This window comes from Sphaerisporangium siamense (assembly GCF_014205275.1).
In the GTDB taxonomy this organism is placed as follows: Bacteria; Actinomycetota; Actinomycetes; order Streptosporangiales; family Streptosporangiaceae; genus Sphaerisporangium; species Sphaerisporangium siamense.
Genome location: NZ_JACHND010000001.1, coordinates 318,941 through 343,860, shown reverse-complemented (window position 1 = coordinate 343,860; position 24,920 = coordinate 318,941). Strand labels below are relative to the sequence as shown.

The following is a 24,920-nucleotide window of genomic DNA, read 5'->3' as shown; positions in this document are numbered from 1 at the left end:
GTGCTCACGCTAGAAGCAGCATGGCATCTCTCGCTGACAAATCAGGCGCATAATGACATGCCACCATAGATCAACTGGGGAGCCGACAGTGACCGTACCGAAGTGGAACGACCCTGCTCTGAAGGCTGGGACGATGATCAAGACCGCGCTGTGGCTGGTAAGCGAGGTTGGTGAAGGTAACATCTTCACTAAGGAGCAGCATCGGGATGCGTTTCCCGGCATCGCGCAGGCTGATCGCAGGTTGCGCGATCTGCGCGACTTCGGTTGGGTGATCCACACCAACAGCGACGACGGGGCCCTCAAGCCCGAAGAGCAGCGCTTCGTGAAAACGGGTCTGCCAGTATGGCAACCCGGCATCCGACGGAGTGTAGCGGCTACCACGATCACAGCCAAGCAACGGCAGGCAGTCTTCGCCGCAGATGACTATCAGTGCGTCGTTTGTGGCATCGCCGGCGGCGAGAGTTACCCTGACGCACTCAACGACAGCGCGGTTCTCTCCATCTCACGCCGCGATGTTCTCCTGCAAGGGGAACGTGTGGAAGTGCAATTGGTCACTGAGTGTAAGCGTTGTCGCGCTGGAACGGACGGTGAGACGAGCGACGTGGGGCGTCTACTCTCCGACATTCGTGACCTCGACGACACGGAACGGGCTCGGCTCATCCGCTGGATGGAGCGTGGGAGGCGTGGGGCAACCCCCCTCGACCGGGCTTGGACGGCCTACCGGCGGCTGCCTGCCGAGATGCGAGGTGATGTCCGCAGGCGGCTACTAGGTTGATCTACCAGTGGGCGAGGGTCGGGGCAAGGTCGCTGAACGGCCGCACGCGCCCCTGCCCAATGCATTCCTCCCAGTAATCAAGCTGACTGGTCTGGATCTCGTCTCTTGTGACCAGAATGCGCAACGCTTGGTCCAGTGCATCATAGGCGATGTGATATACCGCATCCACCTCCCCGGTCCCGCGAGCAATTGATGCTAGACGACTTGGTAGTGGTTCCGCTGTTACCGTCACAAGATGTGGGAGGCGTTCTCTGCGATGCCTAATCATCTGGTTATTCTCATGCCGGATGTTCTGGACCCGGTCTGACCTAATCGTCCACTTGCATGAGATTGCAGCATGGAGAAAAGGGAGGCCGTTTAGGTTACGGCCCGGCAGTCCTACTGCGACATCGGGTTTGATCAGATAGTCTCGGCCGAGCGTGATCCGTAATTCGGTATTGGTCCGGACGAGGGCATCAACCTTCTTGAGATGGCTGTACTGGATGAAGTCACTAATGGAGACCGGGATATCGTAGATTTGCCATTCTCGATCGTTGTCAATTAGTGGCATTGCACAGCGTAAGCTTGCGGCTACTGCTCGCTCCAATGGGCGCCCGCTTGCGGGGTCAGCGACTCCAGAGGCGGCATCTCTAGGGATACCGAGGTTGTCGAGCGCTGTCGCGGCAATAGCGAGCGAGGCGCGATTGTCGGTATCTGCGGTGTTAGGGACCAGCCTGTTGTTCTTAGTGGCTTTCCAGCCAAGCAGATCAGATGCGAAGGGGGCGTTCATGCAGGGCCTCGCGAGGGTGAGAGCCGTTGATCACGATGCCACACTAGCGCAGGACTATGGGCCGTCCTGTACTCCTCATGACGCGGTCGCACTCTATCCTGATGGGTTGCGTCCACGGAGGTGGTGCACGAGTTTCCGCTGGTCGTGGGCGTGGCGTCGTGAAATGAGGACGGCCATCGCGTGATCCTTTCGATGTTCCAAGATCGAAGGAGAACCGAGCGATGGCCGTGAACGACAGTGTGGACCCCGCAACCTGGCTGGCGAAGCAGATCGAGACCCAGGATCCGGATCTGTTGCGATCCATGGTGAAGACCATGGCCGAGGCGTTGATGTCGGCCGAGGCCGACAGCCGGTGCGGAGCCGGCTACGGCGAGCGCAGCAGCGAGCGCACCAACTCCCGCAACGGATATCGCACCCGTGACTGGGACACTCGGGCAGGCACCGTGGCACTGGCGATCCCGAAGCTGCGGCAAGGGTCCTACTTCCCCGACTGGCTGCTGGAGCGCCGCCGCCGGGCCGAGCAGGCACTGATCAGTGTCGTGGCCACCTCCTACCTGCTGGGAGTGTCCACCCGCCGGGTGGACGAGCTGGTGGAGCAGCTGGGCATCGCGGGTATCTCCAAAAGCCAGGTCAGCCAGATGGCCAAGACTCTGGATGCCCAGGTCGAGGCGTTTCGTACCCGCACGCTGGACGCCGGCCCTTACACCTTCGTGTGGCTGGACGCCCTGACCCAGAAGGTCCGCGAGGGCGGGCGGATCATCAACGTTCATGTTCTGGTCGCCACGGCGGTGAACGCAGGCGGCCAGCGGGAGATCCTGGGGCTGGAGGTGAGCAGCCGTGAGGACGGCGCCGGGTGGCTGTCCTTCCTGCGCGGCCTGGTCGCCCGCGGCCTGTCGGGGGTCCATCTGGTCATCTCCGACGCCCACGCCGGGCTGGTGGACGCCATCGGCGCCTGCCTGCCAGGCGCGTCCTGGCAGCGTTGCCGCATCCACTACCTGCGCAACCTTTTGACCTGTGTCCCCAAATCCGCCCAGCCCTGGGTCGCCACCTTGGTGCGCACCATCTTCGACCAGGACACCGCCCAGGCCGTGCTCGCCCAGCACCAGTGGGTCATCGACGCCCTGGCCGCCAAGTATCCGGCCGCCGCCGACCATCTGGAGGTCTCCCGCGAGGACCTGCTGGCCTTCGCCGCCTTCCCCAAAGACATCTGGAAGCAGATCTGACACCGTTGGCGAATCCGTGCGATCGCATGCGCGGAGGGTGATCACATTGAGATCATGGTGGCCTTGTCGGTCGGGGACAGGTGGTCGAGGGAGTCGGTAGTGTCCCTGCGTCCGGTTCAGGTTCACAAGATCCCTGAAGAGACCGTTCGAGTCTGCAGGGCGGCCTTTCCCAAGGGCAGTCTGTCTGTCCGGTTGCGAGATGGGCTGGGGCCATTGTTCGAGGACGACCAGTTCACTGGTATGTTCTCGCGTCGTGGCCGGCCCGGGTTATCGCCAGGGCGGTTAGCGCTGGTCAGCGTGTTGCAGTTCGCGGAAGGACTGTCGGACCGGCAGGCTGCGGATGCGGTGAGGGGCCGGATCGACTGGAAATACGCCCTGGGCCTGGACCTGGCCGACCCGGGCTTTGACTTCTCGGTATTGAGCGAGTTTCGGTCTCGGCTGGTGGAGGCCGGCGCCGACCGGCTACTGGATCTGATGCTGCAGCGGCTGCGGAAGGCTGGCCTGATCAATGCAGGTGGCCGCCAGCGGACCGACTCCACGCACGTGCTTGCGGCGATCCGCACGGTCAACCGGCTGGAACTGGTGGGCGAGACGATGCGAGCGGCACTGAGCGCCTTGGCCGTGGCTGCTCCCGATTGGCTGGCCCCGCTTATCGAACAGCACTGGGCCGATCGATACGGGCATCGGGTGGAGGAGTACCAGTTGCCCAAAGACGACACCGAAAGGCTCGCCTACGCACAGAGCATCGGTGCCGATGGCGCTGGTCTGCTGGCGCATATCACCTCTCAGGACGCACCGTCTTGGCTGCAAGAGGTTCCAGCGATCACGACACTTGTCCGGATCTGGGACCAGCAGTATCTAACTGATGAGCACGGGAACCTACGCTGGCGCGATTCCAAAGATCTGCTCCCTTCTGGGGAGCGCCTGGCCTCACCTTATGACCCAGACGCTCGCTACGCGGTCAAACGTGGTAGTGGCTGGGTCGGCTACAAGACCCACCTGACCGAGACCTGTGAACCGGACGCCCCGCACGTGATCGTGAACGTCACCACGACTGCTGGACAGGTCGCCGACAACGACATGATTCCTGCCATCCATGCCGGCCTGGCCAGGCGCGACCTGCTGCCGCAGGTTCATCTGATCGACTCGGGATATACCGGCGGCGAGTTGCTGGTCATCAGCCGCAACCTCTACGGGGTGGACCTGTTCGGCCCGGCCCGGCAGGACTGCAGCTGGCAGGCCAAGGCGGGCGAGGGCTTCGACACCTCCGGGTTCACCATCGACTGGGATACCCAGACGGTCACCTGCCCGCAGGGCAAGTCCTCGATCAATTGGGCACCCTGGCGGACCAAAGCCGGTGAGGAGTCCATCCACATCGACTTCTCCAAAGCCGACTGCACACCCTGCCCGGCCCGCTCAAAATGCACCCGCGCTAAACGCGAACCCCGTCAACTCACCCTTCACGCCCGCGACGTCCACCAAGCCCTGCACCATGCAAGGGCCGCACAACGCACCGAATCCTGGAAGAAGCAGTACGCGCTGCGTTCGGGGATCGAAGGCACGATATCTCAAGCCGTTCGAGGTTTTCACCTGCGCCGATCCCGCTATCTCGGCCTGGCCAAGACCCACCTGCAGCACGTCCTGACCGCAGTTGCGATCAACCTCGTCCGCATCGACGCCTGGCTTACCGGCACACCACTCGCCACCACCCGCAGCCATCACCTTGAGCAACTCCAGGCAGTTGCCTGCGCGTGACCACGGATTCGCCAACGGTGTCAGATCTGGTCCAACAACCCGCAAGAACGGCTGAACAAGGAGATCCGCCGCCGCACCGATGTCGTCGGGATCTTCCCCGACCGGCCCGCCATCATCCGCCTGATCGGCGCGGTGCTGTCGGAACAGACCGACGAATGGAGCGAAGCCCGCCGCTACATGGGCGTGGAGGTCCTGGCCAAAGCACGCCTGCACCTCATCCACGGCGACACACCGCCCCCGCACCAGCTCCCCGAGACACTCACCGCTTAACCTGCAGAAACGGATCACGCGAAGGCTGACTCATACACCACTTCGCTGGACGTGACCATCCTGATGCCCGACCTCCCCAGCCCAGCATGACTTGGCCTGTAGCCCCAGACGCCTGGTGAGGCAGCGGCGTCTTCTCGGCGACGCCTGAATCCCTGTCCTCGTAGCGGCGGATGAAAGTTTGACCCCTTCTGGTAAGCATTCAGCTCTGACGCATTCCGGTGGTCTCTGATCGCGGTGTGTGATTATCTTCGGGGCGAGTTGGCCCAACTGGTCGCTGAGGCCCCGGGCGGGGCCCTCATCGAGGATGTCGTACATCAGATGGCGGGCGTTGGCGCGGATCAACAGGGCGGGGCCTATCTCGGGGGAGAGCGTGTGCAGCTCGTTGGTGGCGACGGAACCTGGCGCACGATGCCGAAGAGCGTACTCGCAGGGCTATCTCCGCCGGATTGCTCGAATGTCTGTTTCATGCAGCAGCCATGGCCATGATGAAGGTGTGAGCCTCATTACGCTTTCCACGATGGCACGCTACCGCAGAGGATGAATCGAACCTCACCGACGAAGATCGGCACTGCTCAGTCGGCTGACGTCACCTCATCGAGCCATAGCCACGGCTGAAGCCGCCTCGCTTGGCCCGCTTATGGCGCGCCGCGAGCCTGAAAGCCGGTCCGGCCGGTGGCAGCGGGCATGCGCCCCGCCGCAGGTCAGGCATCTGCGAGGCTCTCGGCCCCCGGCACTCTCAAGCACCTCCGGCCCTCCTGCGTCCGTGCCCCTCACCCGCAGGGATTCAGCGGCCGAGGTCGGCGTCTCGGGCGCGGATGATCGCCTGCGGCCGGGTGGGCGCCGTCCCCCTCCAGGTCGACGGCGATCAGCAGGCTGCGTCGGTCGCTCATCAGTCGGCTCTCCCTGTCTCCTGCCGCCATGGGTATTAGCGACATTATTAGTAGGAAGGATGGAAAATCTCTATCTATTCCCGTCTAGCGGGGACAGTCGGCTTCCCGGCGCAGGCGTCCCGGCTTGGGTGACGGCCGGCGGGCGGGATGTGCGGCCGTGTGTCCCGAGCAGCGAGGTGAGCAGCGCCAAGGCGGCGACGCCCGCGCAGGCGAGGGCCGCGTGCCAGTAGGCCGGGCGGTATCCGGACGCGCCCGCGGCGGAACCGGACTGGTACACGCTGACACCGCCGAGACGCAGACCGCCGCCGCGACCCGCTGGGACATCTGCAGGATGCCCCCCGCCACCTGGCGCCCTCCCTATTTCCCTATCACATGTAGGGAAATAGTAATATGTGCCCCACCGGGCCGACAGATGACCACGGCGGCGGGCATGCGGCGGCGAAGCCCCATGCGCCAGGGTCCGCAGGAGGGCTCAGCGTGCCGCGCCGACGACGCGGAGGGCCAGGTCGGCGTAGGCGTCGGCGATCTCCTGCGGGGTGTACGGGACGCCTGTGCCGTACCAGTTGGCGACGCGGATGCCCATGCCGCTGATGGCGTTCAGGACGAGGAAGGTGTCGGGCATCTCGAAGAGCCCTTGGGCGAGGCCCTCGTCCAGGATGTCGTACATCAGCTGGCGGGCGTCGGCGCGGATGAGCAGGGCCGGGGCGGCCATCTCGGGGGAGAGGGCGTGCAGTTCGTTGGTGGCGACCACGGCGAGCAGGGGATGCTCGGCGTGTGCCAGGACGTGGGCCCGGACCACGGCGCGCAGCCGGGAGACGGGGTCGGCGCCCTCCGCCCGCAGCAGCCGGTCGCGGTGGTCCTCGTGGCCGATGCGGATCAGCTCCGCCAGGACGTGTTCCTTGGTCGGGTAGTGCGCGTACAGCGTGGCCGAGCGGATGCCGCACGCGTCGGCCAGGTCTCTGATCGAGGTGCCGTGGAAGCCGCGCTCGGCGAACAGGCGCAGCGCCTCCTGCAAGATGCGGCCCTTGGTGCCCTCCAGCGGGACGCCGGCCGGTAGCCGTACTTCGTCGGCCGCGATCCGCCGCTGTTCCAGGGGTATGGCCACGTTTCCTGCCGATCGATCGTCCAGCCTCCCCCTATTGTGCCCTAGGGGTGCCCCGAACACCCCTAGGAACCTAGTCTCCGGTGATGTCCGCCTGGTTGGTCTCCCGCAGCGCGAGCGCCGACACGAGCGTGACCAGCATCGCGACGCACACGTACGCGGCCACGCTGACGGACCTGCCGCCCGAGGCGGTGAGCAGGGCGGTCGCCACCAGCGGGGCCAGGCCGCCGCCGAGGACGGCGCCGAGCTGGCCCGCCATGGACGAGCCGCTGTAGCGCACGCCGGTCGGGAACTGCTCGGCGATGAAGGTCAGCAGGGGCGAGAACATGATCATCACGCCGCCGAACGCCAGCGCGTACGCCAGGTAGATCAGCGAGGCGTCGCCGCTGTCCAGCATGCGGAAGAAGCCGAAGCTGAAGGCCGCCATGAAGCCGGACCCGGTGACGAGCATCGGCCGGCGGCCGAAACGGTCGCAGAGCCGGCCGCAGAGCGGGCTGACGGCCAGCGCGACCACCGAGCCGATCGCCACCGCCACCAGCGGCACCCGGGCCGGGAGCTTGAGCTGCACGGTGAGGTACGACGCCGAGAAGACCAGGAGCACGTAGAAGGTGACGTAGAAGCCGAACCCGGTGCCGACGCCGAGCAGCACCTGCCGGGTGTGACGGCGGAAGACCTCCAGGAGCGGCGCCCTGTGCCGCGTGTGGGCCGCGGCGAAGGCGGGCGTCTCGGGAACGCCCACCCTGATGACGAGCCCGACCACCACGAGCACGATCGACAGCAGGAACGGGATCCGCCAACCCCAGGACAGGAACGCGGCCCGGTCCATCCCGCTGACGGTGAGGATCGCCGCAGTGGCGAGGAGCAGCCCCGCGAACCCCGCGGCGGAGATGAAGCCCCCGTAGTAGCCGCGCCGGTGCCGCGGCGCGGACTCCGTGGTGATCAGCACCGCGCCGGTGATCTCGCCGCCGTACGAGAAGCCCTGGACGAGGCGCAGCGCCACCAGCAGGATCGGCGCCCACACCCCGATGTCGGCGTACGCGGGCAGGAACCCCATGAGGGTGGTGGCGACTCCCGCCACGAGCAGCGTCGTGACCAGCACCTTCTTGCGGCCGATCCGATCGCCGTAGTGGCCGGCGACGATCGCGCCGATCGGCCGGGCCACGAAGCCGATGGCGAAGGCGGCGAAGGAGACCAGGGTGCCGGCCGTGGGGTCGGCGCTCGGGAAGAAGAGCACGCCGAAGACGAGGGCGGACATGAAGCCATAGAGCAGGAAGTCGTACTGCTCGATGACGGTGCCGGCGAACCCGGCGGCCGTCACGCGTCCGAGCGACGCCTTGGGCGGGCTCGTGCGAGGCGGGCTGGTGGTGGACGGGCCGGCTGACGTGACGGACATGGGCCTCCCCCATCGGAAAGTCGGAGTGAACGTCCCGATCGATCGATCGTCAGGTCAATCTAACGATCGATCGATCGGGGCGACGGCCATGAACCGGCAATAGTGGTCGCCGTGTACGACATAGGGGTCAGCGGCCACTCGAAAGGGGGCGGTGAGCGGCGGGGCTCCCGCGCGCCGGACGGTCCCGGTGGTCAGCGGCCACCCGAAAACCGGTGGTCAGCGGCCACCCGAAAAGGGGTGGTGAGCCGGCGGGAGCGCTTCCGGCCCGCCGGTCACGATGCGGAGTGCGTCGCGAACCACGTCACCCAGCGGCGTTGCCAGGGGGTTTCGATGGCGCGGCGGTTGTAGTGCGCGCGGGTCCAGGTGACGGCTTCGGCGGGGGACAGGCCCGTCAGCGTGGTCAGGCAGGCGATGGCGGTGCCGGTTCTGCCCACGCCGCCGCCGCAGGCCACTTCGACTCGTCGGCCGGATTCGGCGCGGGCGTGGAGGGCCTTCAGGGATTCGGCGGCGGACTTCGCGTCGCGGGGGAGGAGGAAGTCGGGCCAGTCCACCCATTCGTGCGGCCAGGTGAGGGCGTGGGAGTGGCGGCGCCGGAGGCGGGAGGTGCCGAGGTAGAGCGCGAAGTCGGGCACCGGCCCCGGCGGAGTGGGGTTGCGGAGGCCGCGGCCACGGATCCAGGTGCCGTCGGGGAGTTGGATCGAGCCGGGCAGCGGGGTGGTCATGGGGTGATTGTCACCTATGGACGGGACCTACCGACGGATGGACTCATGGAACTGTGGCTGCGTCACGGCGAGCAGGTATGGGTGTGTGGGCGACCGTCGTGAGTGCATCCCTGTGGCGTACGGTCCCGCCGGCCCAGGCGGTCAGGGGACGAGGCACGTCGCCGGGGCGGCCCGGTGGGTCGGGCCGCCCCGGCGGTGTCGCGTGGGTCAGTGGGAGAAGGCCTGGAACTCGGCGGTGCGGACTTCGTAGGAGCCGGCGGCGCTGGCGGTGGCGCAGTCGGTCCTGGACCTGGGGTCGTTGTCCTGTTCGCCGGCGTAGAGCGGGTTGCCGGTGCACTGGCTGGACACCGTGCGCAGGATCAGGTGGGTGGCGGTGGTCTTCGGGATGTCGAAGGACTTGATGATCAGGTCGGCGCCGCGCGGACGCGGGAGGTCGGCGTCGAAGGCGTTGTCGGCGCTTGTGTAGACCTTGGCGAAGTTCGCCGGATCGGCGCAGTCGGCGCCGGCGGTCGCGTCACACGCCAGGACCTCGAAGGCGCGTAGTGCGGTGAACCGGTTCTGCGCGACGGCCCCGGGCCCGATCATGGCGCTGACCTGAACCCTGCGGATCTTGACGGCCTTGTCTCCCGCCAGGTCCACGATGACGGAACGGCCGGCGACCGGAGCCCGCACGCCCCAGTTCGTCGCCTCCGTCTCGTCGATCAGCTTGGCCTGGTCGGCTCCGTCGCCGGTCGCCGCCGCGCCCGCCGCACCCGAGGCGTGGTTGCGGAACATCTGGACGGGGAGGTCCCTGACCTGGTTCTTCTTCAGCGTGAACGTGAGCCGCTTGTGCCCGAACCCGGGGGCCACCGCGATGAAGGAATACGTGCCGGGCACGATCTTGAAGGTCGCGCCGAGTTCGGTGGCGGGGTCGGTGTCCGCGACCGGGACCGCGCGGGCCTCGTAGTCACCCACGTAAAGGCGGATCGGCGCGCCCGCGTCGGCGGCTTCGCCCGCGGGGCGCAGGGTCACCGTGGCGTTGCCGCCCTGCGGGGAGGCGAAGCCGGGCTTGGGGTCGGGGTCGGCGGGCCCGTTGCTGGCCGCTCCCTCGCCAAGACCGTGCTCGGCGAACTCCTGCCACAGGATGTCCTGGTTCGCACCGCCGAACCGGATCCGGTCCGCGGCGAGCATCGCGTCGCGCATGTCAACCATGCTGAGGTTGCCGGCCGTCGTGAGCAGGAAGGCGTCGAAGTGCAACTGAACCCACCGGCGGTTGCCCGGGCACCTGTCGACCGGCTTGCGTCCGGCGGCGCAGGCGCGCTGGAGCTCCCGGGTGCCCTTGCCGTACCTGCCGATGAAGGCGTCCCGGACGTGGAACTGGGTCGCCGACCAGATCTCGCCGTCGGCGTGCACCTGCTGGCCGACCAGGTCGTAGGCGATGTCGCTGTAATTCAGCGGCGACTTCGACATGTCGTAGTTGCGGATGCCCCGCTCCGCGTCGCCGGTGACGTAGCCGCCGGTCACGTACGGTGTGTCGCCCCGCGGGCGGAACCCGTTCTCGAAGAGGTATTCCATGGCGAACAGGTCGGAGATGCTCTCGCCCATGGCGCCGGCCTGCGCCCCGCTGAGCCCGGCGTTCGGCCCGGCCACCATGCGGTTGGAGATGGCGTGCGTGTACTCGTGCCCGATGACCGACATGTCGAAGTCGCCGTCGACGCAGGGCGCGTAGAAACCGCCGGCCTGCGGCTGCCACAGGTACATGTTGGTGATCGGCGCGACGCCGTCCACCGGCGTGATCTGGTTGGCGTTGTTGCGGACCGACGCGACCCGGGCGCCCGCCTGCGCGTTGCCCTGCTCGGGGTCGCCGCCGAGGCCGCCGCGGTCGCCGTTGCCGGCCTGCATGTTCCAGGCCGTCTCGGTGAAGCCGAGCCGGTACGCCCAGTCGTGCATGCGGTTGTGCATCACGTGCAGGTTGGAGATCGCCGCTTCGAGGTCGGCCTCGCCGCGCTGGTCGAGCGTGGCCGGGTCGCACTTGGCGGTGAACCACTGGTTCTGCCAGGGGAAGCGGTAGTTCCGGCTCGGGGTGGTCACGTTGGGGCGCGTGCCGACGGACGTGGCGTCGCCGCTGGCGCGGTTCTCGTAGGTGCGCGCCGCGTTGCCGATGCTGGTGTTCGTCGGCGTGCCGGTGGCGTGGTCGACGTCCCACGCCGTGCCGGTGGCCGCGTCACCGCCGACGACGAGGTCGCACCCCGGCCCGGGGGCGGCGCACCAGGTCTGCCGCGTGTCGGCGGAGGAGTAGTCCGCGGGGGGAGTGGCCGGGAACACCGACCACGACGGGTTCTCCGGGTCGAACTGGTCGACGAGGTTCTCCCGGACCAGGACCTCGCCGCTGACGGCGTCCACGTAGGTGGTGTAGGCGGAGGGCTCGGCCTCCTGGCCGGCGGCGATCAGTGTGACCTGGAAGGCCCGGTGCACGCCGTCGGGCGCGGGGACCGCCACCTCGTCCGCCCGCTTGACCGAGGCCGTGGCGAGGTCGATCTCGCCGTCGCGGGCGGCGATCTCCAGGGCCCGCTGCGCCGTGATGGCCGCGGCGGGCGCCGCGCCCGTGTCGCGGGACAGCGTCGAGGAGGCGTACAGCACCTTGCCCTCGCGCACGCCCACCGAGACCAGGCCGTCGCGGCCGGCGGGCAGGCCGCCGAACCTCTGCCGCAGCAGCACCGCGTACCCCGCGCCGATCGGGTTGGCCGCGACCGTCTCCAGCGCGTCCACGGCGTCGGCTCCGAGACCGAACAGGCCGGTGTTGGCCTTCAGGTAGGCGCGGGCCGCCTGGACGGGGTCGGCGGCGAGCCCTTCGGCGAGCGGCTTGTCCGCGGTGACGAGGGCGGGAGTGCCGAGGTCGTTCCATCGGACGGTCGCGTCGGCGAAATTTCTGGCCGAAATCGGCGGTGCGACCCGGCCTTTCCTGTTGTCCTTATCCGGTTTACCGTGCCCGTCGCCCTGGACGGTCGCGGATTTCCGCGGTTCGTGGTGCTGATCGCCTTGGGCGATCCCGGCTGAGGAAAGGGCGAGGGCGGCCGCGGCGATCGTGACGATGACGGTACGTATTGGGGGGTGAGACGACGACACTCTTGCCTCCTGGAATGGGGACGTTGCTGCCATTGGCCGCGTCCCATCTGATGCGACAGTGGTAACACCAGACAGAAAGGCTGACAAGATCTTGCAAAGTGTCGAAAACAGGCATATACGTACCCGTTGAGGATCGCTATTCGATGCCCCCGCGGCGCGTAGAAACCATTGGTGACCTCGACCTGATCGGCGAACCCCGCCCGGCGAAGGTGGACGCTCACCGCCTCGGCCGGCTTGGCGGGGCGAGGCGGGCGGGGGTGAGATGCGCGGTGGGACGGGCCACGTGACTGCTCTCCCACCGGAGATCGTGTGAATCCTGGCGGGAGAGCAGTTCTGCGCCAGGTCCTGTCGATCCTGGCGGGTGAGCGGTCCTGCGCTTTCCGCCGCGTTTCGTTACTGAGTGATGGCCGCCATCCGGTTGGCCAGCTCGTCGAAACTACGGATGTCCTTCCACTGTTGCGGGTATCGGCCGAGGTCGACGAGGCCGCCGAGAAGTGGCGCGCCGCTGAGGCCGCTGGGCTTTTCGATGATCATGCCTTGTGGGTGGGGAGCCAGTGGCCGCACAGGAGCGGTCCGCTGCGCGTCCTGGACGCGGTCGGAGATCTTCGGAGTGTTGGTGAGGAAAAGCGCGACCTTCGTCCCCTTGGGCACCGCCCGCTCGAAGTCGGCCATTGATGTCAGCGGGGTTCTGCCGTCGAGGGTGTTGATCGGCCCCCGATCGAGGTCGACGTACACCCGCCCTCCTCGCAGGGCATGGTCGGCCTCAAGCTTCTTGAACGTCTTGTCAAGCCGGACCACCATATAGACCCGCATGTAGGGAGTGTTGCTCGGCTCGGTGATGAAGGTGGGGCCTTCCTGCCAGCCTTCGACGGTTCCTACCGCGGTGACCTTGACATAGGACTGCCGAGCCAACTCTTCAGGGGTCCTCTTCGGGGCGAAGTTGTAGCTGTGGCTGCGCAGCGGCGACAGGTCGAGGGGCATTGCCGCCTGCTTTGTCGCGTCGGATGTCGCCGCCATGTCGGCGTTGCCGCTGCCGCACGCTCCTGCCGCCAAGAGGGCAACGGCGACAGCCAGGCCCGCTCCGGCCCGTCTCAGGTGTCGTGTTCGCACGTCGCTCTCCTAGTTGTAGTAGGCGTTGAAGTCGCTGACGTGGTGGTTGCTATAGACGGTGTCGGCAGGACTCGGTTCGAACATGCTGCGACCGCCCATGCAATCCTGCTGGTCGATACCGCCCGGCGGGTGGTCCGCGTCATAGTCGCCAATGAATCCCAATGCGTGTCCGCCCTCATGGCAGACGAGCGACGAGTAGCCGTGTTCGTCGTTGGGGGCGTCCCGGCGGACGGCCTCGGCGACGAGCCATATGTGGTCCTGGTCGCATTCGCCCTCGTTGGAGGAACCGTCGTTCGGCCAGGCGTACTTGCAGAACGTCTCGCCGTACACACCGTCGCGCCAGCCTTCGAACCAGGCGATGTCGGTGCGGGGCGTGCCGTCGCTCACGGCGACGTCGCACGAGGAGTGGTAGGTGACCGCCGGAATGCCCGACAGGCGGGTGTCCATGTAGTCCATCCCACCGCTGATGTTGTCCTTCAGATATGCGGGCACGCTGCTGGTGTAGCAGTAGGAGACATTGCCGCCGTCCTGCGCTGACTGGTCGAAGTGGGTGATTCCTGCCGAGGACGGCGGCGCCAGGACCAGCCCCACGGCGAGGGCGACGAGCACGGCGAGTGTCCCGCGAACGGCGTGTAACCCTCTTCGCCTGAATCTAACTGTCACACTTGCTCCTTCTGTCGATCTCGACTGGAAATCGTGCTGATCAATATGGCGAAACATGTTCATCAGGTCGTTGACGATCTCTGCCCAGTCGTTGACGACTTGTGCCACGTCTCTCGGCAGGCATGATGCCGGTAATCGGCCGGGGATGTGCCGTAGGTGGCGCGGAAAAGGCGACTGAAGTGAGGGAGGCTGGTGAAACCCCACCGAGCCGCGATCGCGTGGATCGGCCGACCTCGTAAGGCCGGGTCCGCGAGATCGCGGCGGCAACGCTCCAGTCGATGGTGACGGATCCAAGCGGCCACGGTCAGGTCTTGGTCCCGAAACAGCCGGTACAAATGGCGCACGGAGATCTGATGGGCGGCGGCCACGGTATCGGCACACAGGTCCGGGTCGCCCAGGTGCTGCCGGATGAAAGCGCGGATACGCGTCAGCAGTACCTGACGATGGGTTTCCGGCGACAACGCGGCATTCGCTTCGAGGTGGTGGGCGCACATGGCCGCCACCAGGTCCACGGTCAGGGCCGACAGGCGGGAGACGTCGGCGGCGGTGTAGTCGGCCGTGTGCCGGGTCAGTGTGGTGAGGTGGCTCCTCAGCAGCGCGCCGATGCCGTTGTGACCGGGCAGGCGGGTGGCGAGGAGTCGGGCGAGGTCGCGTTCCGGAAACGGCAGTAACGTCTTGGGGATCTGAACGGTCGTTCCCTCCACGCTCTGCGCGTTATTGCTCACGGATCGAAAAGGCTGGGAAGAATCGCAGATCAGCAGATTCGGCGCCGGGGCGACGGCCTGACGGCCGTATTGTTCCATCGCGGTGGTGCCGCGCTGGGTGAGCATCAAAACGAGCGTCTCAGGGTCGGAGCGGCGGATGAGCCGCGGGGTGCGTACGGCTTGTACCGGATGGTGAGACATTCGTACCAGGTGCACCGCGCCGAGGTTGATCACACGAAGGGAGCCGAGAAACTCCGCTGCGTAGTCGCTGCGCATCTGAACGGACATCACCGACTTGGCAGATAGCTCGTGCCACCAGGCGAACCGGTCGGCGGCGGGCAATTCATCACTACACATCACCGTTTCGAGCAACGAACCTTCTCTCTGACCTCCGGCTGTGCGTTCGCCGAGTGGTCGCCCAGAAGCGGACGGTCGGTGTGCCGGCGAGTGACCGGGAAGAATCAATGAGTGATGATTCGGCCGATCCCCTTCCAGGTAGCAGGAAATGACGTGTCACAACCTGTTCTGATCGCGTTACAAATCATTCTCATATTGTGAACCATACGCGGGGGGCGATGGATTATGTCAACCTGATTCAGGTGCCGCGCCGAGGAGGATTTGTCCGGGCTGGTGGCCTGTGACCTGGTATTGTCTCTGTGCGGGCGACCCGAATCAGTGGTTTTAGGTGGCCCTAAAGGCCGGAAATTATACGTGTCACGGAAACAACAAATGGGAGTGCGCATCGTAAAAGTCCCGTCCCCTTTCGCCGTGCGGAGGGTTTCGGTGGCCCTGTGAGCTGTTTCCGTGACCCGACGTCACCTGGGCGGCTCATCGTGTGACCGGATTTCTCGACACGACATGCGATTTTCGCGGTGCCGCGGTTCTCTGTCATGGATCAGCGTGTGGGGGCCGGGGGGCGAGCTGTGGACGCCATGGCGTCGTCCCTCCGGGTTCCGGAGGTCGCCCCTCGCGCGGGCGGAGACTGTGCGAGGATTGCGGTGTTTGCGGTAGTACGTGGCGTGGCGGTTGGCGTATGGGAGACACGTGTCGCGGACGGATGAGGGGGACCGTGTCGCTCCAGGGATGAGCCACGAGCGGTTCGGGATGTTCGCCGACGCGGTGTTCGCCATCGCGATGACGTTGCTGGTCATCGAGATCCCCAGGCCCGAGGGCGGGGGCGGCGAGGGAGGCGACCGGATGGCCGCGGCCCGTGAGCTGTGGCACTTCCTGGGCGAGAACTCGGGCGCGTTCCTGGCCTTCGTGATCGCGTTCCTGATGCTCTGGGCGACCTGGCGTCAGCACCACCGGCTGCTCGACCAGATCACGCGCATGACCCGGTGGATGTCCTTCCTGCATATCCCCTTGCTGATCTTCGTGGTGCTGCTGCCCTACCCGACCACCCTGATCGGGGAATCGACGGCGAACCCCCTCTCTGTGACGCTGTTCGCCGGGTCGGAGGCCGTGCTGCTGCTCTGCCAGAGCCTTTTGGTGGCCGCCGCGGTACGCGCGGGTGTGCTGCGCCCCGGTACGGACACCCGGCGGCTGCGGGCCGTGTCGGTCATGCTCGCCGGGATCGCCGCGTTCTGGGCGCTCACCGCGGGGCTGGGCTGGCTGATGGAGGGGGTGGCGTTCCTGTGGATGCTGACGCCGCTCGTCGCGGCGGCGAGCCTCCGCGCGGCCCGTCGCCTCCTGCCTGTCGGCTAGCCCTTGGTGAAGCTCACCAGCGGGTACACCGGGTCCGGGCGCGGCCGGTCCTGGTCGGGCAGGGTGTGGAGGCCGGTGGTCAGGGCGGTGAGCGTGCCGGGGTCGGCCCGCTTTGTCCAGGGGAGTCGCCGGGTGAGGATGAGCTCCGCCCACCCGCGCGGGGAGTGGCCCTGGCCGTCGCCGGGGAAGGTGGTCCGGCCGGCGGGCGACAGGCCCAGGGCCGTGGCCAGATCGGTGACGCGGTCGTGGGCGTCGGACGGCGGCGGGACGTGGCGGGCGCGCACCGGGGCGATCAGGTCCGCCACGTCGGACGGCGTCACGTAGTAGGCGGCGTCCTTGTCGACCGTGGTGAGCAACGTGCCGCCGGGCCGCAGCACGCGCGCCGCCTCGGACAGGGCGCGGGCCGAGGCCGTGTGGTCCAGAAGGTGCAGCAGCCAGATCATGACGACGGCGTCCACCGAGCCGTCCGCGAGCGGCACGGCCGTGACGTCGCCGAGGGCGATACGGCCCGGCAGGCGGGCCGCGGCGAGGCGGGCCATGCCGTGCGAGAGGTCGATGCCGACCACCCGGGGCGCGGCGACGCGGGCGGTGACGATGCCGGTGCCGCACGCCAGGTCGGCGACCAGCGTGGCCCGCGACGGAAGCAGTCTCGTGATCGCGGCGGCGGCGCTCGCCGCCCGGGCGTCTCCGCCGCGCGTGCGGTCGTACGTGGACGCTTCGGCGTCGTAGTTCAGCACCAGGACATTTTCCCCGGTTCCCGGCGGACGCGCGGGGACGGCCTCACCGATCCCCGGGCGCGAAGGGCCCGGCGTCGCCGAACACCGTGTCGATGAAGGCGCCGTGGCCGGCGGTGATGCCGCCGTCCACGGTGAGCGTGTGGCCGGTTATCCAGCTCGCGTCGGACGAGGCGAGGAACAGGCAGGCGGCGGCGATGTCCTCCGGGGTGCCGAGCCGCCGCAGCGGGTACAGGGTCGTGACCCGGTCCAGGATCGCCGGTTCCTCGGCGACGCGGGCGTCCCAGAGGCGGGTGGCGATGGTGCCGGGCGCCACGACGTTGACGCGCAGGCCGCGCGGGCCGTAGCGGATGGCGAGGTTCTCGGTGAGGTTGATCAGCCCGGCCTTGGCGGCCCCGTACGTCTCGTTCCCGAACGCCCGTAAGCCGTTCACCGACCCGATGCTGACGACGTTCGGGTTCTTCCCCGAGCGCAGCAGGTAGGGGATCGCCGCCTGGATGCACAGGAACGGCGCTTTCAACGTGACCGAGAGGTCCTCCACGAACTCGCTCTCGGTGACGCGTTCGAAGGGCGTGTCGGTGGCGTGTCCCGGGCAGTTGACGAGGACGTCCAGCCGCTGCCATCTCTCGCCCACCTCGGAGAAGAACCGCCCGACGGACGAGGGGTCGGCCACGTCGACACCCCAGGACTCGCTGGATCCGCCGCGCTCCAGGATCTCGGCGGACACCTCGTCGGCGAACGTGACCGCCTCGTCCGCCACGACGACGTGCGCGCCCTCCGCGCCGAAGCGGAGCGACGTCGCACGCCCTATGCCGCGTCCCCCTCCGGTGACGACAACGATGTGGCCGTCGAATCGTCGCAGCGCGGACATGTCTCCCTTCCTGTTCCCTGAATCCGGCCGGAAGCCCGGGGCCGACGAGCGCGAAGCCGACGATCCTCTCGTCCGTGTCGAACGGGATCTACAAGGACGAGAGGGTAGCGGTCTGATCAGAAGAGGGTATAGCCGCCGTCGATCTTGACGATCGAACCGGTCATGAAGCTCGACGCGTCGCTCGCGAGGTAGATGACCGTCGGGCCCAGCTCGTCCGGCTCGCCGTACCGCTTCATCGCCGCGGGGTCCACGCAGTACGGCTTGTACTCGGGCTGGTCCACCGGCGAGGCCTCGGTCAGGAAGTAGCCGGGGGCGACGGCGTTGACCCGGATCCCGTAGGGAGCCCACTCGGCGGCGAGGGCCCTGGTCATCTGGTGGACGGCGGCCTTGGACGTCAGGTAGGAGACCTGCCAGCGCGGCTGGTTGACGATCTCGGCGGAGATGGAGCCGATGTTGACGATCGTCCCGCCGGAGCGCTCACGCATCCGGCGGCCGACCGCGCGGCTGCAGTACCAGACGCCGTCCACGTTGGTCGACATCACCTCGCGCCAGGTGCTGTCGGGGGCGTCGAAGGCGGCGCCGCCGATGCTGACGCCCGCGTTGTTCACCAGGACGTCGATCTCGCCGAACTCCGCGGCGATCGTCGCCACGGCCCGTTCGACGTCGTCCATGTCCGAGACCTCCAGGCGCAGGCCGTACGCGCGGATGCCGAGCTCGCCCAGTTCGGCGGCTGCGGTCTTGGCGGCCTCCTCCGTCCTGGCGGTCACCGCGACCGCCGCGCCCGCTTCGCCGAGGGCCTGAGCGATCCCGCGGCCGAGGCCGCGGTTGCCCCCGGTGACCAGCGCGGTCTTCCCCTCCAGTGAGAACTTCTCCAGAGCGTTCATGGGCCCTTCCAATCGCTCGTCATTTCCAGCGCAGCGTCATCGACAGACGCAGCGGATTTCCCGGCTCGACACGTGTGCACCGCCCGGTGGCCAGTCCGTTCACCGGGCCGGAGAGAGGTTCGACGCAGAACGCGTCGGGCATCGTCTCGCAGACGATCCAATGGGTACCGGTCGTCTCGACGCGCAGTTCCAGCCGGTCGCCCCAGCGGATCGCGGGCGGGCGTTCGACGCCGGTGAACGAGTCGTCCCACGGCCGGTCGCCTCCGCCGGGAGCGGTGCCCACCGGGATGCCGGAGTCGTCGCACACGTACCGGGTGCCGGGGCGGAAGTCGAAGTCCGCCTCGGTACCGTCGGCCAGCCGCCGCCGGAACCACGGGTGGAAGCCGGCGATCGCGGGCATGGCGCGCCTGTCGTTGGCGACCGTCACCTCGACGGTGAGGTGGTCCGGGCCGAGGTCGAAGCGCTGGCTCACCCGTCCGCCGAACGGCCACCGCTCGTCGAGGTCGATGACGAGCAGGTCGTCCTCCACCCGCCACGGACGGTCGAAGACGAAGCCGTGGATGGCGTGCGCGCCGAAGTTCACCGGGACCGACCGGTCCACGCCGTCGAAGGTGAACCGCCCGTGCGCGGTGCGTCCCACGAACGGCGCCATGACGAAGGAGCCGTGGAAGATGTCCGAGGGGCGGCCGGGCACCGGCGCCGTCGAACCGAGGAGCTCGTGGCCGTCCACGCGGAGGGAGACCAGCCGTCCGCCGTCACCCGGGTCGAGCGCGATCGAGGACCGCGGCGTGCGCATGCCGACGAGTCCCGCTCCGAGGTCCTCGAAGCGGCCCGCCGCGCTCACTTGACCGCCCCCGCCGTCAGCCCGGCGACCAGGTGCTTCTCGATGACGATGAACAGCAGGACCACCGGGACGATCGCGATGAGCGAAGCCGCGAAAAGGTACTGGTAGTTCGTCTGCGCCAGGCCGACGAACTGCTGGATGCCGACCGGCAGCGTCTGGAGCCCCTCGGTGGGGTTGTTGAACAGGGTCAGCGCGACCGGGAACTCGTTCCACACCTGGATGAACGAGAAGATGAGCGCGGTCACCAGGCCGGGGCGGACCAGCGGCAGGGCGATGCGGACCATGGTGCGCAGCTGCCCGAGACCGTCCAGCTTCGCGGCCTCCTCGATGTCGATCGGCACGGACTCGAACTGGCCGCTGAGCACCCAGATCGAGAACGCCAGGTTGAAGGCGGCGTTGGTGAGGATGATGGACCAGTACTGGTTCACCGCCCCCACCCAGACGAACTCCTGGTAGAGGCCGACGACCACCGACACCGGCGCGATCACCTGCGTCACCAGGACCAGCCTCATGAACAGCGCCCGTCCGGCGAACCGGTTGCGCGCGCTGTAGTAGGCGGCCGGCACCGAGACCAGCAGCACGAGTGCCGTCGACGCGACCGAGATGATCAGGCTGTTCTTGATGAACGCGGCCAGGTCGAGCTGCGTCCAGATGTCCGCCCAGTTGCTCCACATCCAGGTTTCCGGAAGGTAGGTGGCGGGCGAGGCGAACAGCTCCGTGGACGTCTTGAACGTCGACAGGAACATCACGACGTAGGGGGCGAGGAAGAACAGGGAGATCAGCAGCCCGATGACCGGCATGCCGACCGGGCGGACCGCGCGCCACACCCCGGCGCCGCGCGTCTGCCCTTCCCTGCGCCGGCGGGCCCGCGGGTCCCCGCGACGCGCGGTGAACGCCGTCCACTGCTCGCCCACCGGGGCGAGCAGGCGCGCCACGGCCGCGGTGAGCGGGCGGCGCCGGCCGTCCTTGGCGGCGATGGCGGAGAAGTAGAAGAAGATGACGACGCAGAGGAAGACGACGTTCAGCACCGACAACGCCGCCGCCTCGCCGGTGTCGAGCTGCTGCCGGAAGGCGATCTTGTACGCCCAGGTGATCGTGGTGTCCGTGCCGTTGCCGCTGTTGCCGCCGGTGATGACCCAGATGACCGGGAACGAGTTGAAGACGTAGACGACCACGAGGATCGTGGCGATCACCAGGGACGGGCGCAGCAGCGGGAACGTGATGCCCCAGTACGTGCGCCACGCGCCCGCGCCGTCGGTCTTGGCCGCCTCGTAGACCTCCCCGGGAATGGTCTGCAGCCCCGCGAGGATCACGTACGTCGTGAACGGGACCGTCACGATGATGCCGACGACGATGACGGAGGTGAACGCGTACGCGGGGTCCTGGTACCACCCGATGGGCTGCGCGATCAGGCCCAGGTCCATGAGCACCCGGTTGAGGATCCCGTTGCCGTATTCGAGGATGACGCGCCAGACCGTCGAGGTCATCACGAGCGCCGCCGCCCACGGGACGATCAGCGACCAGCGGACGAACCGGCGTCCGGCGAAGTTCTTGTTCAGGAACTGGGCCAGGCCGAGCGATATCGCCAGGGAGGCGCCGACGACGACGACCACCCAGGTCAGTGTGTGGAGGGCGACCTCCGCGAACGCCGGTTCGGCGAACAGCTCCCGGTAGTTGCCGAGGCCCGCGAAGCCGTGCGTGACGCCGGAGGAGTCGGTCACCATGAACGACGACCGCACCATGATGACGATCGGGATCACGATGACGGCGGCGATGAGCAGGGTCGCCGGCCCGGTCCACGGCATGGACCTCAGCGTCGCGCGGATCGCGGCGCCCCGCGTCGGTTCCTGTTCCGCCTGCGGGGAGGGCGTGGCCCGGGGTAGCACGTCCGCCATGGGCATTTCCACTTTCCTGACTGGGTGACTCGCGGCCCCGCCCGCCCGGTGACGCGCGGGCGGGCGGGGCCGCGATGGGATGGGTTACTTCCCGGCGGCGTTGATGGCGTCGAGGATCTTCTTGGCGTCGGCCCCGGGGGCGATGCCGGTGCCGATCTGGTTCTGGATGGCGCCCTGGACCAGGGGGAACTTGGGGTCCGTCGCCGGGTAGAACCGCGCGGTGGGCAGGAGCTTCAGGAACGGCGCGAAGTCGGCGTTGTCGGCCAGCGCGGTCGAGGCGCTCTGCGTCGCGGGCAGGAAGCCCTGGCTGGTGAGGAACCGCTGGTAGTTGTCGGGCTGGTACACGAAGTTGAGGAACTTGCTGACGGACTCGGTGTTCCCGGGGTTCTTGAAGGACATCAGGTAGTCCTGCACGCCGAGCGTGAACGGCGGGACGTCGCCGTTGACGGGCAGCGGCGCGACGCCGTAGTTCACGGTGGAGTTCCACTGCTTGAACAGCGCCGGAGCGAAGCTGGCTCCGGACATCATGCCCACCTTGCCGTCGGCGAACGGGCGGAAGACGCCGTCGGTGCGGTTGGTCTGACCGGCGTTGGCCTGGGTCACCTTGTAGACGTTCGTCATGCAGTTCAGGAAGTTCAGCGTGTTGACGTTGTTGGAGCTGTTGATGGTGAACTTCCCGGGTGCCGACTCCCAGTCGCCGCCGTTGCCCCACTGCCAGATGGACCACTCGGCCTGGCTCTCCTCGGAGCCGAGGGGCAGGCCGAAGCCGGTGTAACCGGCGGCCTGGAGCTTCTTCGCGGCGTCGACGAGCTCGCGCCACGTGGTGGGCGGCGCGGTGATGTTCGCCTTCGCGAAGGCGTCCTTGTTGTAGAACAGCGCCCGGGTGCTGGTGATGAACGGCAGCCCGTACTGGACGCCCTCGTACACGCTGGCGTTCTTGAACGCGGGGATGAAGTCGTTCTGGACCTCGGGGGACACCAGGTCGGCGGCGGGCTGCAGGATGCCGTTGGCCGCCCAGCCGGAGAACTTGTTCTGGTTGAGGATGTCCGGGTACTGCTTGGTCTGGATCAGCGTGGCGACCTGCTGGTCGATGTTGTTCCAGTCCACGATCTGGAGCTTCACCTTGAAGCCGGGGTTGGCCCCTTCGAACTTGCCGATCAGGTCCTTCCAGAACGCGGCCGTGGTCGAGGTGTAGGACCCCGCGACGAAGGTGATCTCCTTCTTCCCGCCGGCCGCGGGCGTGCCGGAGCCACCGCCGGAGGTGGCGGACGGCGCCGGTTCCGCCGGGGACGACGGGGCGGCGGCCGCGGTCGGGGCCGCCTCCTTGGAGACGAGCGCGTCGCACTTCTCCTGGGTGAGAGCGCTCGATTCACCCGTGGAGCCGCCGCCGCCGCACGCAGTAAGCAGAAGTGAGGCGGCGACCCCCGCCAGCAGGGGGACGCCGGGCTTCTTGACCGTTCTCTTCATAGGACACTCCAAGTCCAGGACAGGTGGGGAGACGCGAGCGACCGCAGACGGCTCACGCGCCGGCGACGCCGGGCGGTCGCGTTTGCCATGGGCTCAGCGGACTAGGTATGTACACCTTCATGACTTACGTGAAGAGTGTCAAGGGTAGCGAGGGGTGAAAAGTGACCCATTGGCAAAATCCGCAAACTGACCCACCCCTGTCACGACATGTGACACAAGAGGGGCATGATCAGTGTGGAGGACTGGGCGGAGATCCGCCGATTACACCAAGTCGAGGGCGTATCCGTCCGCGCGATCGCCACGCGCATGCGCGTCTCCCGCAACACCGTGCGCCGGGCGCTCGCGGCGTCCGAGCCGCCCAGGTACACGCGGACGGCGGCGGGATCCGTCGCCGACGCGGCGGAACCGCTGATCCGCGCGGAGCTGGCACGCGACCCGACGGCGCCCGCCACGGTCATCGCGGCGCGGATCGGCTGGACGCGCTCGGCCACGGTCCTGCGCACGCGGGTGCGTGAGCTGCGTCCGGCCTACCTCGCGGGGGCGCCGTCCCTGGGTGAGGTGCCTGCTGACCAGGCCGGACGGGGCATCGCCGGCGAACCTCCGCAGGGCGCCGCGACTCAGGCTCCCGGCTCCGGCGACGGGGCCGCCCGTCCCGGAAGGCTATTTACGCCGGGGGACGAGTCGTGTAGAACATCGTCCAGTAAGTGGACGAACTTGACGGCCGCCGACGGCGCGAGAGCAGAGAGCATCCGTGTTGACCAACCCCCACCACCCCGAGCGATGAAGCACGCAGAAGATCTCGCGGGGGATTCCGACGCGACGGCGTCCGGCGGCGCGTACCGGGCGCCGGCCCGGGCGTCCTCGGCGCCGCGGCTCATCTCTCCGACCGGCACCGGACGGCTCAACCGCAGCCGGCTCCTGCAGATCCTCTACGACGTCGGTCCCGTGTCGCGCGCGGAGCTGGCGCGCATCTCGGAAGTGACCAAGACGACGATCGGCACGATCGTCCAGCCCATGCTCAACGACGGCATCCTGATCGAAGGGCCGCCGCAGCCGAGCAGCGTGCAGGGCGGCAAGCCCGCCCGCCCGCTGTGGTTCTCGCCGCACGGCCGCCCGATCGCGTCGGTGTTCCTCGGGCCGGGCACCGTGCACACCGCGCTGGTGCGGCCGACGGGGGCGATCGTCCAGCAGGCGTCCGCGCGCTTCTCCGCCGTCAAGCTGGACCACCCCGCCATCATCGACCGGGTGGCGTCCTGCGTGGAGCAGGTGCTCCCCGACGACCGCACGGCCGTGCTCGGCGTCGGCGTCGCCGTCGGCGGCGTCGTCAACACCGACGAGGGACGCGTCGTCGAGGTGAACCTCGCGCCGAGGCTCGCCGGCCTGCGGATCGGCCCCGAGCTCTCGGAGCGTCTCGGCCTGCCCGTCCACATCGACCTCCACCCGCGCATCCAGGCCATCGGCGACCGCTGGTTCGGCTCGGGCCGGCGCATCTCGTCCTTCGCCTCCGTGTACTGCGCCGAGGCGATCGGCGTCGGCTTCGTCATCGACGGGACCGTCCACCGCGGCGCGGCCGGCGCGGGCGGCGAGGCCGGGCACACCATCGTCGACTTCAACGGCGCGGTGTGCCGCTGCGGGCGCCGCGGATGCTGGGAGACGATCGCGACGCACCGGTGGCTGCGCAGCCAGGCGAGCGCGATCGGGCTGCCCGGCGCGCGCACCCTCACCGCCGGGCCGCTGGCGCGCCTCGCCGCCGAGGACCACCCGGGCGCCCGCGCGCTGCTGGACCGCTACGCGCGCAACCTCTCGGTCGGCCTCATCAACCTGCAGCAGGTCCTCGCGCCGGGCCTGTTCATCCTGCACGGGGACGTCGTGGAGGGCGGCGAGGAGCTGCGCGCCCTGGTCCAGCGTTATTTGCTGGAAGGCACTCCGAGCCACCCCGGCGGCGAGCCCAGGGTGACCTTCGCCGACGTCGAGGACGACATGACCATGCTCGGCGCGGCGGGACTCGTGCTCTCCCAGTCCCTCGACCTGCTCGCCTGA

Annotated in this window: 18 protein-coding genes and 2 pseudogenes; 6 read left to right on the top strand and 14 right to left on the bottom strand. The window is 68.0% G+C overall.

Features of this window, described 5'->3' with window-relative positions:
• The first annotated feature begins 88 nt into the window (after nt 1–88).
• A complete protein-coding gene (locus BJ982_RS01535) occupies nt 89–775 on the top strand; it encodes a KpnI family restriction enzyme N-terminal domain-containing protein (RefSeq protein WP_184875840.1) in 687 nt (228 codons plus the stop codon).
• 1 nt (nt 776) lies between these two features.
• Here the strand turns inward: BJ982_RS01535 and BJ982_RS01530 are convergent, their stop codons facing one another.
• The gene (locus BJ982_RS01530; RefSeq protein WP_184875838.1) at nt 777–1,544 is read right to left on the bottom strand and encodes an NgoMIV family type II restriction endonuclease; all 768 of its coding nucleotides are present in this window, start codon (nt 1,542–1,544) and stop codon (nt 777–779) included.
• Nucleotides 1,545–1,765: 221 nt separating this feature from the next.
• On the opposite strand from BJ982_RS01530, the pseudogene BJ982_RS01525 reads away from it, so the two are divergent.
• The 3 genes and pseudogenes from BJ982_RS01525 to BJ982_RS01515 form a co-directional block, all read left to right on the top strand.
• Nucleotides 1,766–2,764, top strand: a pseudogene (locus BJ982_RS01525) (IS256 family transposase); the annotation flags it as partial.
• 102 nt (nt 2,765–2,866) lie between these two features.
• Nucleotides 2,867–4,522 (top strand): IS1182 family transposase, encoded by a 1,656-nt coding sequence (locus BJ982_RS01520; RefSeq protein WP_184875834.1) that lies wholly within the window; start codon nt 2,867–2,869, stop codon nt 4,520–4,522.
• A gap of 21 nt (nt 4,523–4,543) precedes the next feature.
• Nucleotides 4,544–4,792: pseudogene (locus tag BJ982_RS01515) on the top strand (transposase); the annotation flags it as partial.
• Nucleotides 4,793–6,154: 1,362 nt separating this feature from the next.
• Here BJ982_RS01515 and BJ982_RS01510 read toward each other — a convergent pair.
• From BJ982_RS01510 to BJ982_RS01480, 7 genes are all read right to left on the bottom strand, one after another.
• Nucleotides 6,155–6,787: a TetR/AcrR family transcriptional regulator gene (locus BJ982_RS01510; RefSeq protein WP_239123012.1), complete on the bottom strand. Its 633-nt coding sequence runs from the start codon at nt 6,785–6,787 to the stop codon at nt 6,155–6,157.
• 70 nt (nt 6,788–6,857) lie between these two features.
• A complete protein-coding gene (locus tag BJ982_RS01505; RefSeq protein ID WP_184875830.1) occupies nt 6,858–8,177 on the bottom strand; it encodes an MFS transporter in 1,320 nt (439 codons plus the stop codon).
• A gap of 272 nt (nt 8,178–8,449) precedes the next feature.
• Nucleotides 8,450–8,899, bottom strand: coding sequence for a protein-tyrosine phosphatase family protein (locus BJ982_RS01500; protein ID WP_184875828.1), 450 nt, complete (start codon nt 8,897–8,899; stop codon nt 8,450–8,452).
• A gap of 207 nt (nt 8,900–9,106) precedes the next feature.
• Nucleotides 9,107–12,004 carry a M36 family metallopeptidase gene (locus BJ982_RS01495; RefSeq protein ID WP_239123013.1) on the bottom strand — a complete coding sequence of 966 codons (2,898 nt, stop codon included), beginning with the start codon at nt 12,002–12,004 and terminating at the stop codon, nt 9,107–9,109.
• Between the two features lie 393 nt (nt 12,005–12,397).
• Nucleotides 12,398–13,114, bottom strand: coding sequence for a hypothetical protein (locus BJ982_RS01490; RefSeq protein ID WP_184875824.1), 717 nt, complete (start codon nt 13,112–13,114; stop codon nt 12,398–12,400).
• Nucleotides 13,115–13,123: 9 nt separating this feature from the next.
• Nucleotides 13,124–13,723, bottom strand: a complete 600-nt coding sequence (locus BJ982_RS01485) for a hypothetical protein (RefSeq protein WP_184875822.1) — start codon at nt 13,721–13,723, stop codon at nt 13,124–13,126.
• Between the two features lie 116 nt (nt 13,724–13,839).
• Nucleotides 13,840–14,853, bottom strand: a complete 1,014-nt coding sequence (locus BJ982_RS01480; RefSeq protein ID WP_184875820.1) for a helix-turn-helix domain-containing protein — start codon at nt 14,851–14,853, stop codon at nt 13,840–13,842.
• A gap of 711 nt (nt 14,854–15,564) precedes the next feature.
• Here BJ982_RS01480 and BJ982_RS01475 point away from each other — a divergent pair.
• Nucleotides 15,565–16,185 (top strand): TMEM175 family protein, encoded by a 621-nt coding sequence (locus BJ982_RS01475; protein WP_184875818.1) that lies wholly within the window; start codon nt 15,565–15,567, stop codon nt 16,183–16,185.
• Here the strand turns inward: BJ982_RS01475 and BJ982_RS01470 are convergent.
• From BJ982_RS01470 to BJ982_RS01445, 6 genes are all read right to left on the bottom strand, one after another.
• Nucleotides 16,182–16,922, bottom strand: a complete 741-nt coding sequence (locus BJ982_RS01470; protein ID WP_184875816.1) for a class I SAM-dependent methyltransferase — start codon at nt 16,920–16,922, stop codon at nt 16,182–16,184. The genes BJ982_RS01475 and BJ982_RS01470 overlap by 4 nt on opposite strands.
• Before the next feature lie 43 nt (nt 16,923–16,965).
• Nucleotides 16,966–17,790 (bottom strand): SDR family NAD(P)-dependent oxidoreductase, encoded by an 825-nt coding sequence (locus BJ982_RS01465; RefSeq protein WP_184875814.1) that lies wholly within the window; start codon nt 17,788–17,790, stop codon nt 16,966–16,968.
• Between the two features lie 116 nt (nt 17,791–17,906).
• Nucleotides 17,907–18,674 carry an SDR family NAD(P)-dependent oxidoreductase gene (locus BJ982_RS01460; RefSeq protein WP_184875812.1) on the bottom strand — a complete coding sequence of 256 codons (768 nt, stop codon included), beginning with the start codon at nt 18,672–18,674 and terminating at the stop codon, nt 17,907–17,909.
• Nucleotides 18,675–18,693: 19 nt separating this feature from the next.
• Nucleotides 18,694–19,518 (bottom strand): aldose 1-epimerase, encoded by an 825-nt coding sequence (locus BJ982_RS01455; protein ID WP_184875810.1) that lies wholly within the window; start codon nt 19,516–19,518, stop codon nt 18,694–18,696.
• On the bottom strand, nt 19,515–21,413 hold the full coding sequence (locus tag BJ982_RS01450; protein ID WP_184875808.1) for an ABC transporter permease: 1,899 nt from the start codon (nt 21,411–21,413) through the stop codon (nt 19,515–19,517). The genes BJ982_RS01455 and BJ982_RS01450 overlap by 4 nt, the downstream gene beginning before the upstream one ends.
• Nucleotides 21,414–21,497: 84 nt before the next feature.
• Complete coding sequence (locus BJ982_RS01445) at nt 21,498–22,880, bottom strand: extracellular solute-binding protein (RefSeq protein ID WP_184875806.1); 1,383 nt, start codon at nt 22,878–22,880, stop codon at nt 21,498–21,500.
• A 225-nt stretch (nt 22,881–23,105) separates the two neighbouring features.
• Between BJ982_RS01445 and BJ982_RS01440 the strand changes: the two genes are divergently transcribed.
• Nucleotides 23,106–24,920, top strand: coding sequence for an ROK family protein (locus BJ982_RS01440; protein ID WP_203959091.1), 1,815 nt, complete (start codon nt 23,106–23,108; stop codon nt 24,918–24,920).

Excerpts from the sequence above, each read along its gene's own strand:
- BJ982_RS01530 (WP_184875838.1), bottom strand. The coding sequence starts at position 1,544 with ATGAACGCCCCCTTCGCATCTGATCTGCTTGGCTGGAAAGCCACTAAG.
- BJ982_RS01505 (WP_184875830.1), bottom strand. The coding sequence starts at position 8,177 with ATGTCCGTCACGTCAGCCGGCCCGTCCACCACCAGCCCGCCTCGCACG.
- BJ982_RS01500 (WP_184875828.1), bottom strand. The coding sequence starts at position 8,899 with ATGACCACCCCGCTGCCCGGCTCGATCCAACTCCCCGACGGCACCTGG.
- BJ982_RS01475 (WP_184875818.1), top strand. The coding sequence starts at position 15,565 with ATGAGCCACGAGCGGTTCGGGATGTTCGCCGACGCGGTGTTCGCCATC.
- BJ982_RS01465 (WP_184875814.1), bottom strand. The coding sequence starts at position 17,790 with ATGTCCGCGCTGCGACGATTCGACGGCCACATCGTTGTCGTCACCGGA.
- BJ982_RS01460 (WP_184875812.1), bottom strand. The coding sequence starts at position 18,674 with ATGAACGCTCTGGAGAAGTTCTCACTGGAGGGGAAGACCGCGCTGGTC.
- BJ982_RS01450 (WP_184875808.1), bottom strand. The coding sequence starts at position 21,413 with ATGGCGGACGTGCTACCCCGGGCCACGCCCTCCCCGCAGGCGGAACAG.
- BJ982_RS01445 (WP_184875806.1), bottom strand. The coding sequence starts at position 22,880 with ATGAAGAGAACGGTCAAGAAGCCCGGCGTCCCCCTGCTGGCGGGGGTC.
- BJ982_RS01440 (WP_203959091.1), top strand. The coding sequence starts at position 23,106 with ATGATCAGTGTGGAGGACTGGGCGGAGATCCGCCGATTACACCAAGTC.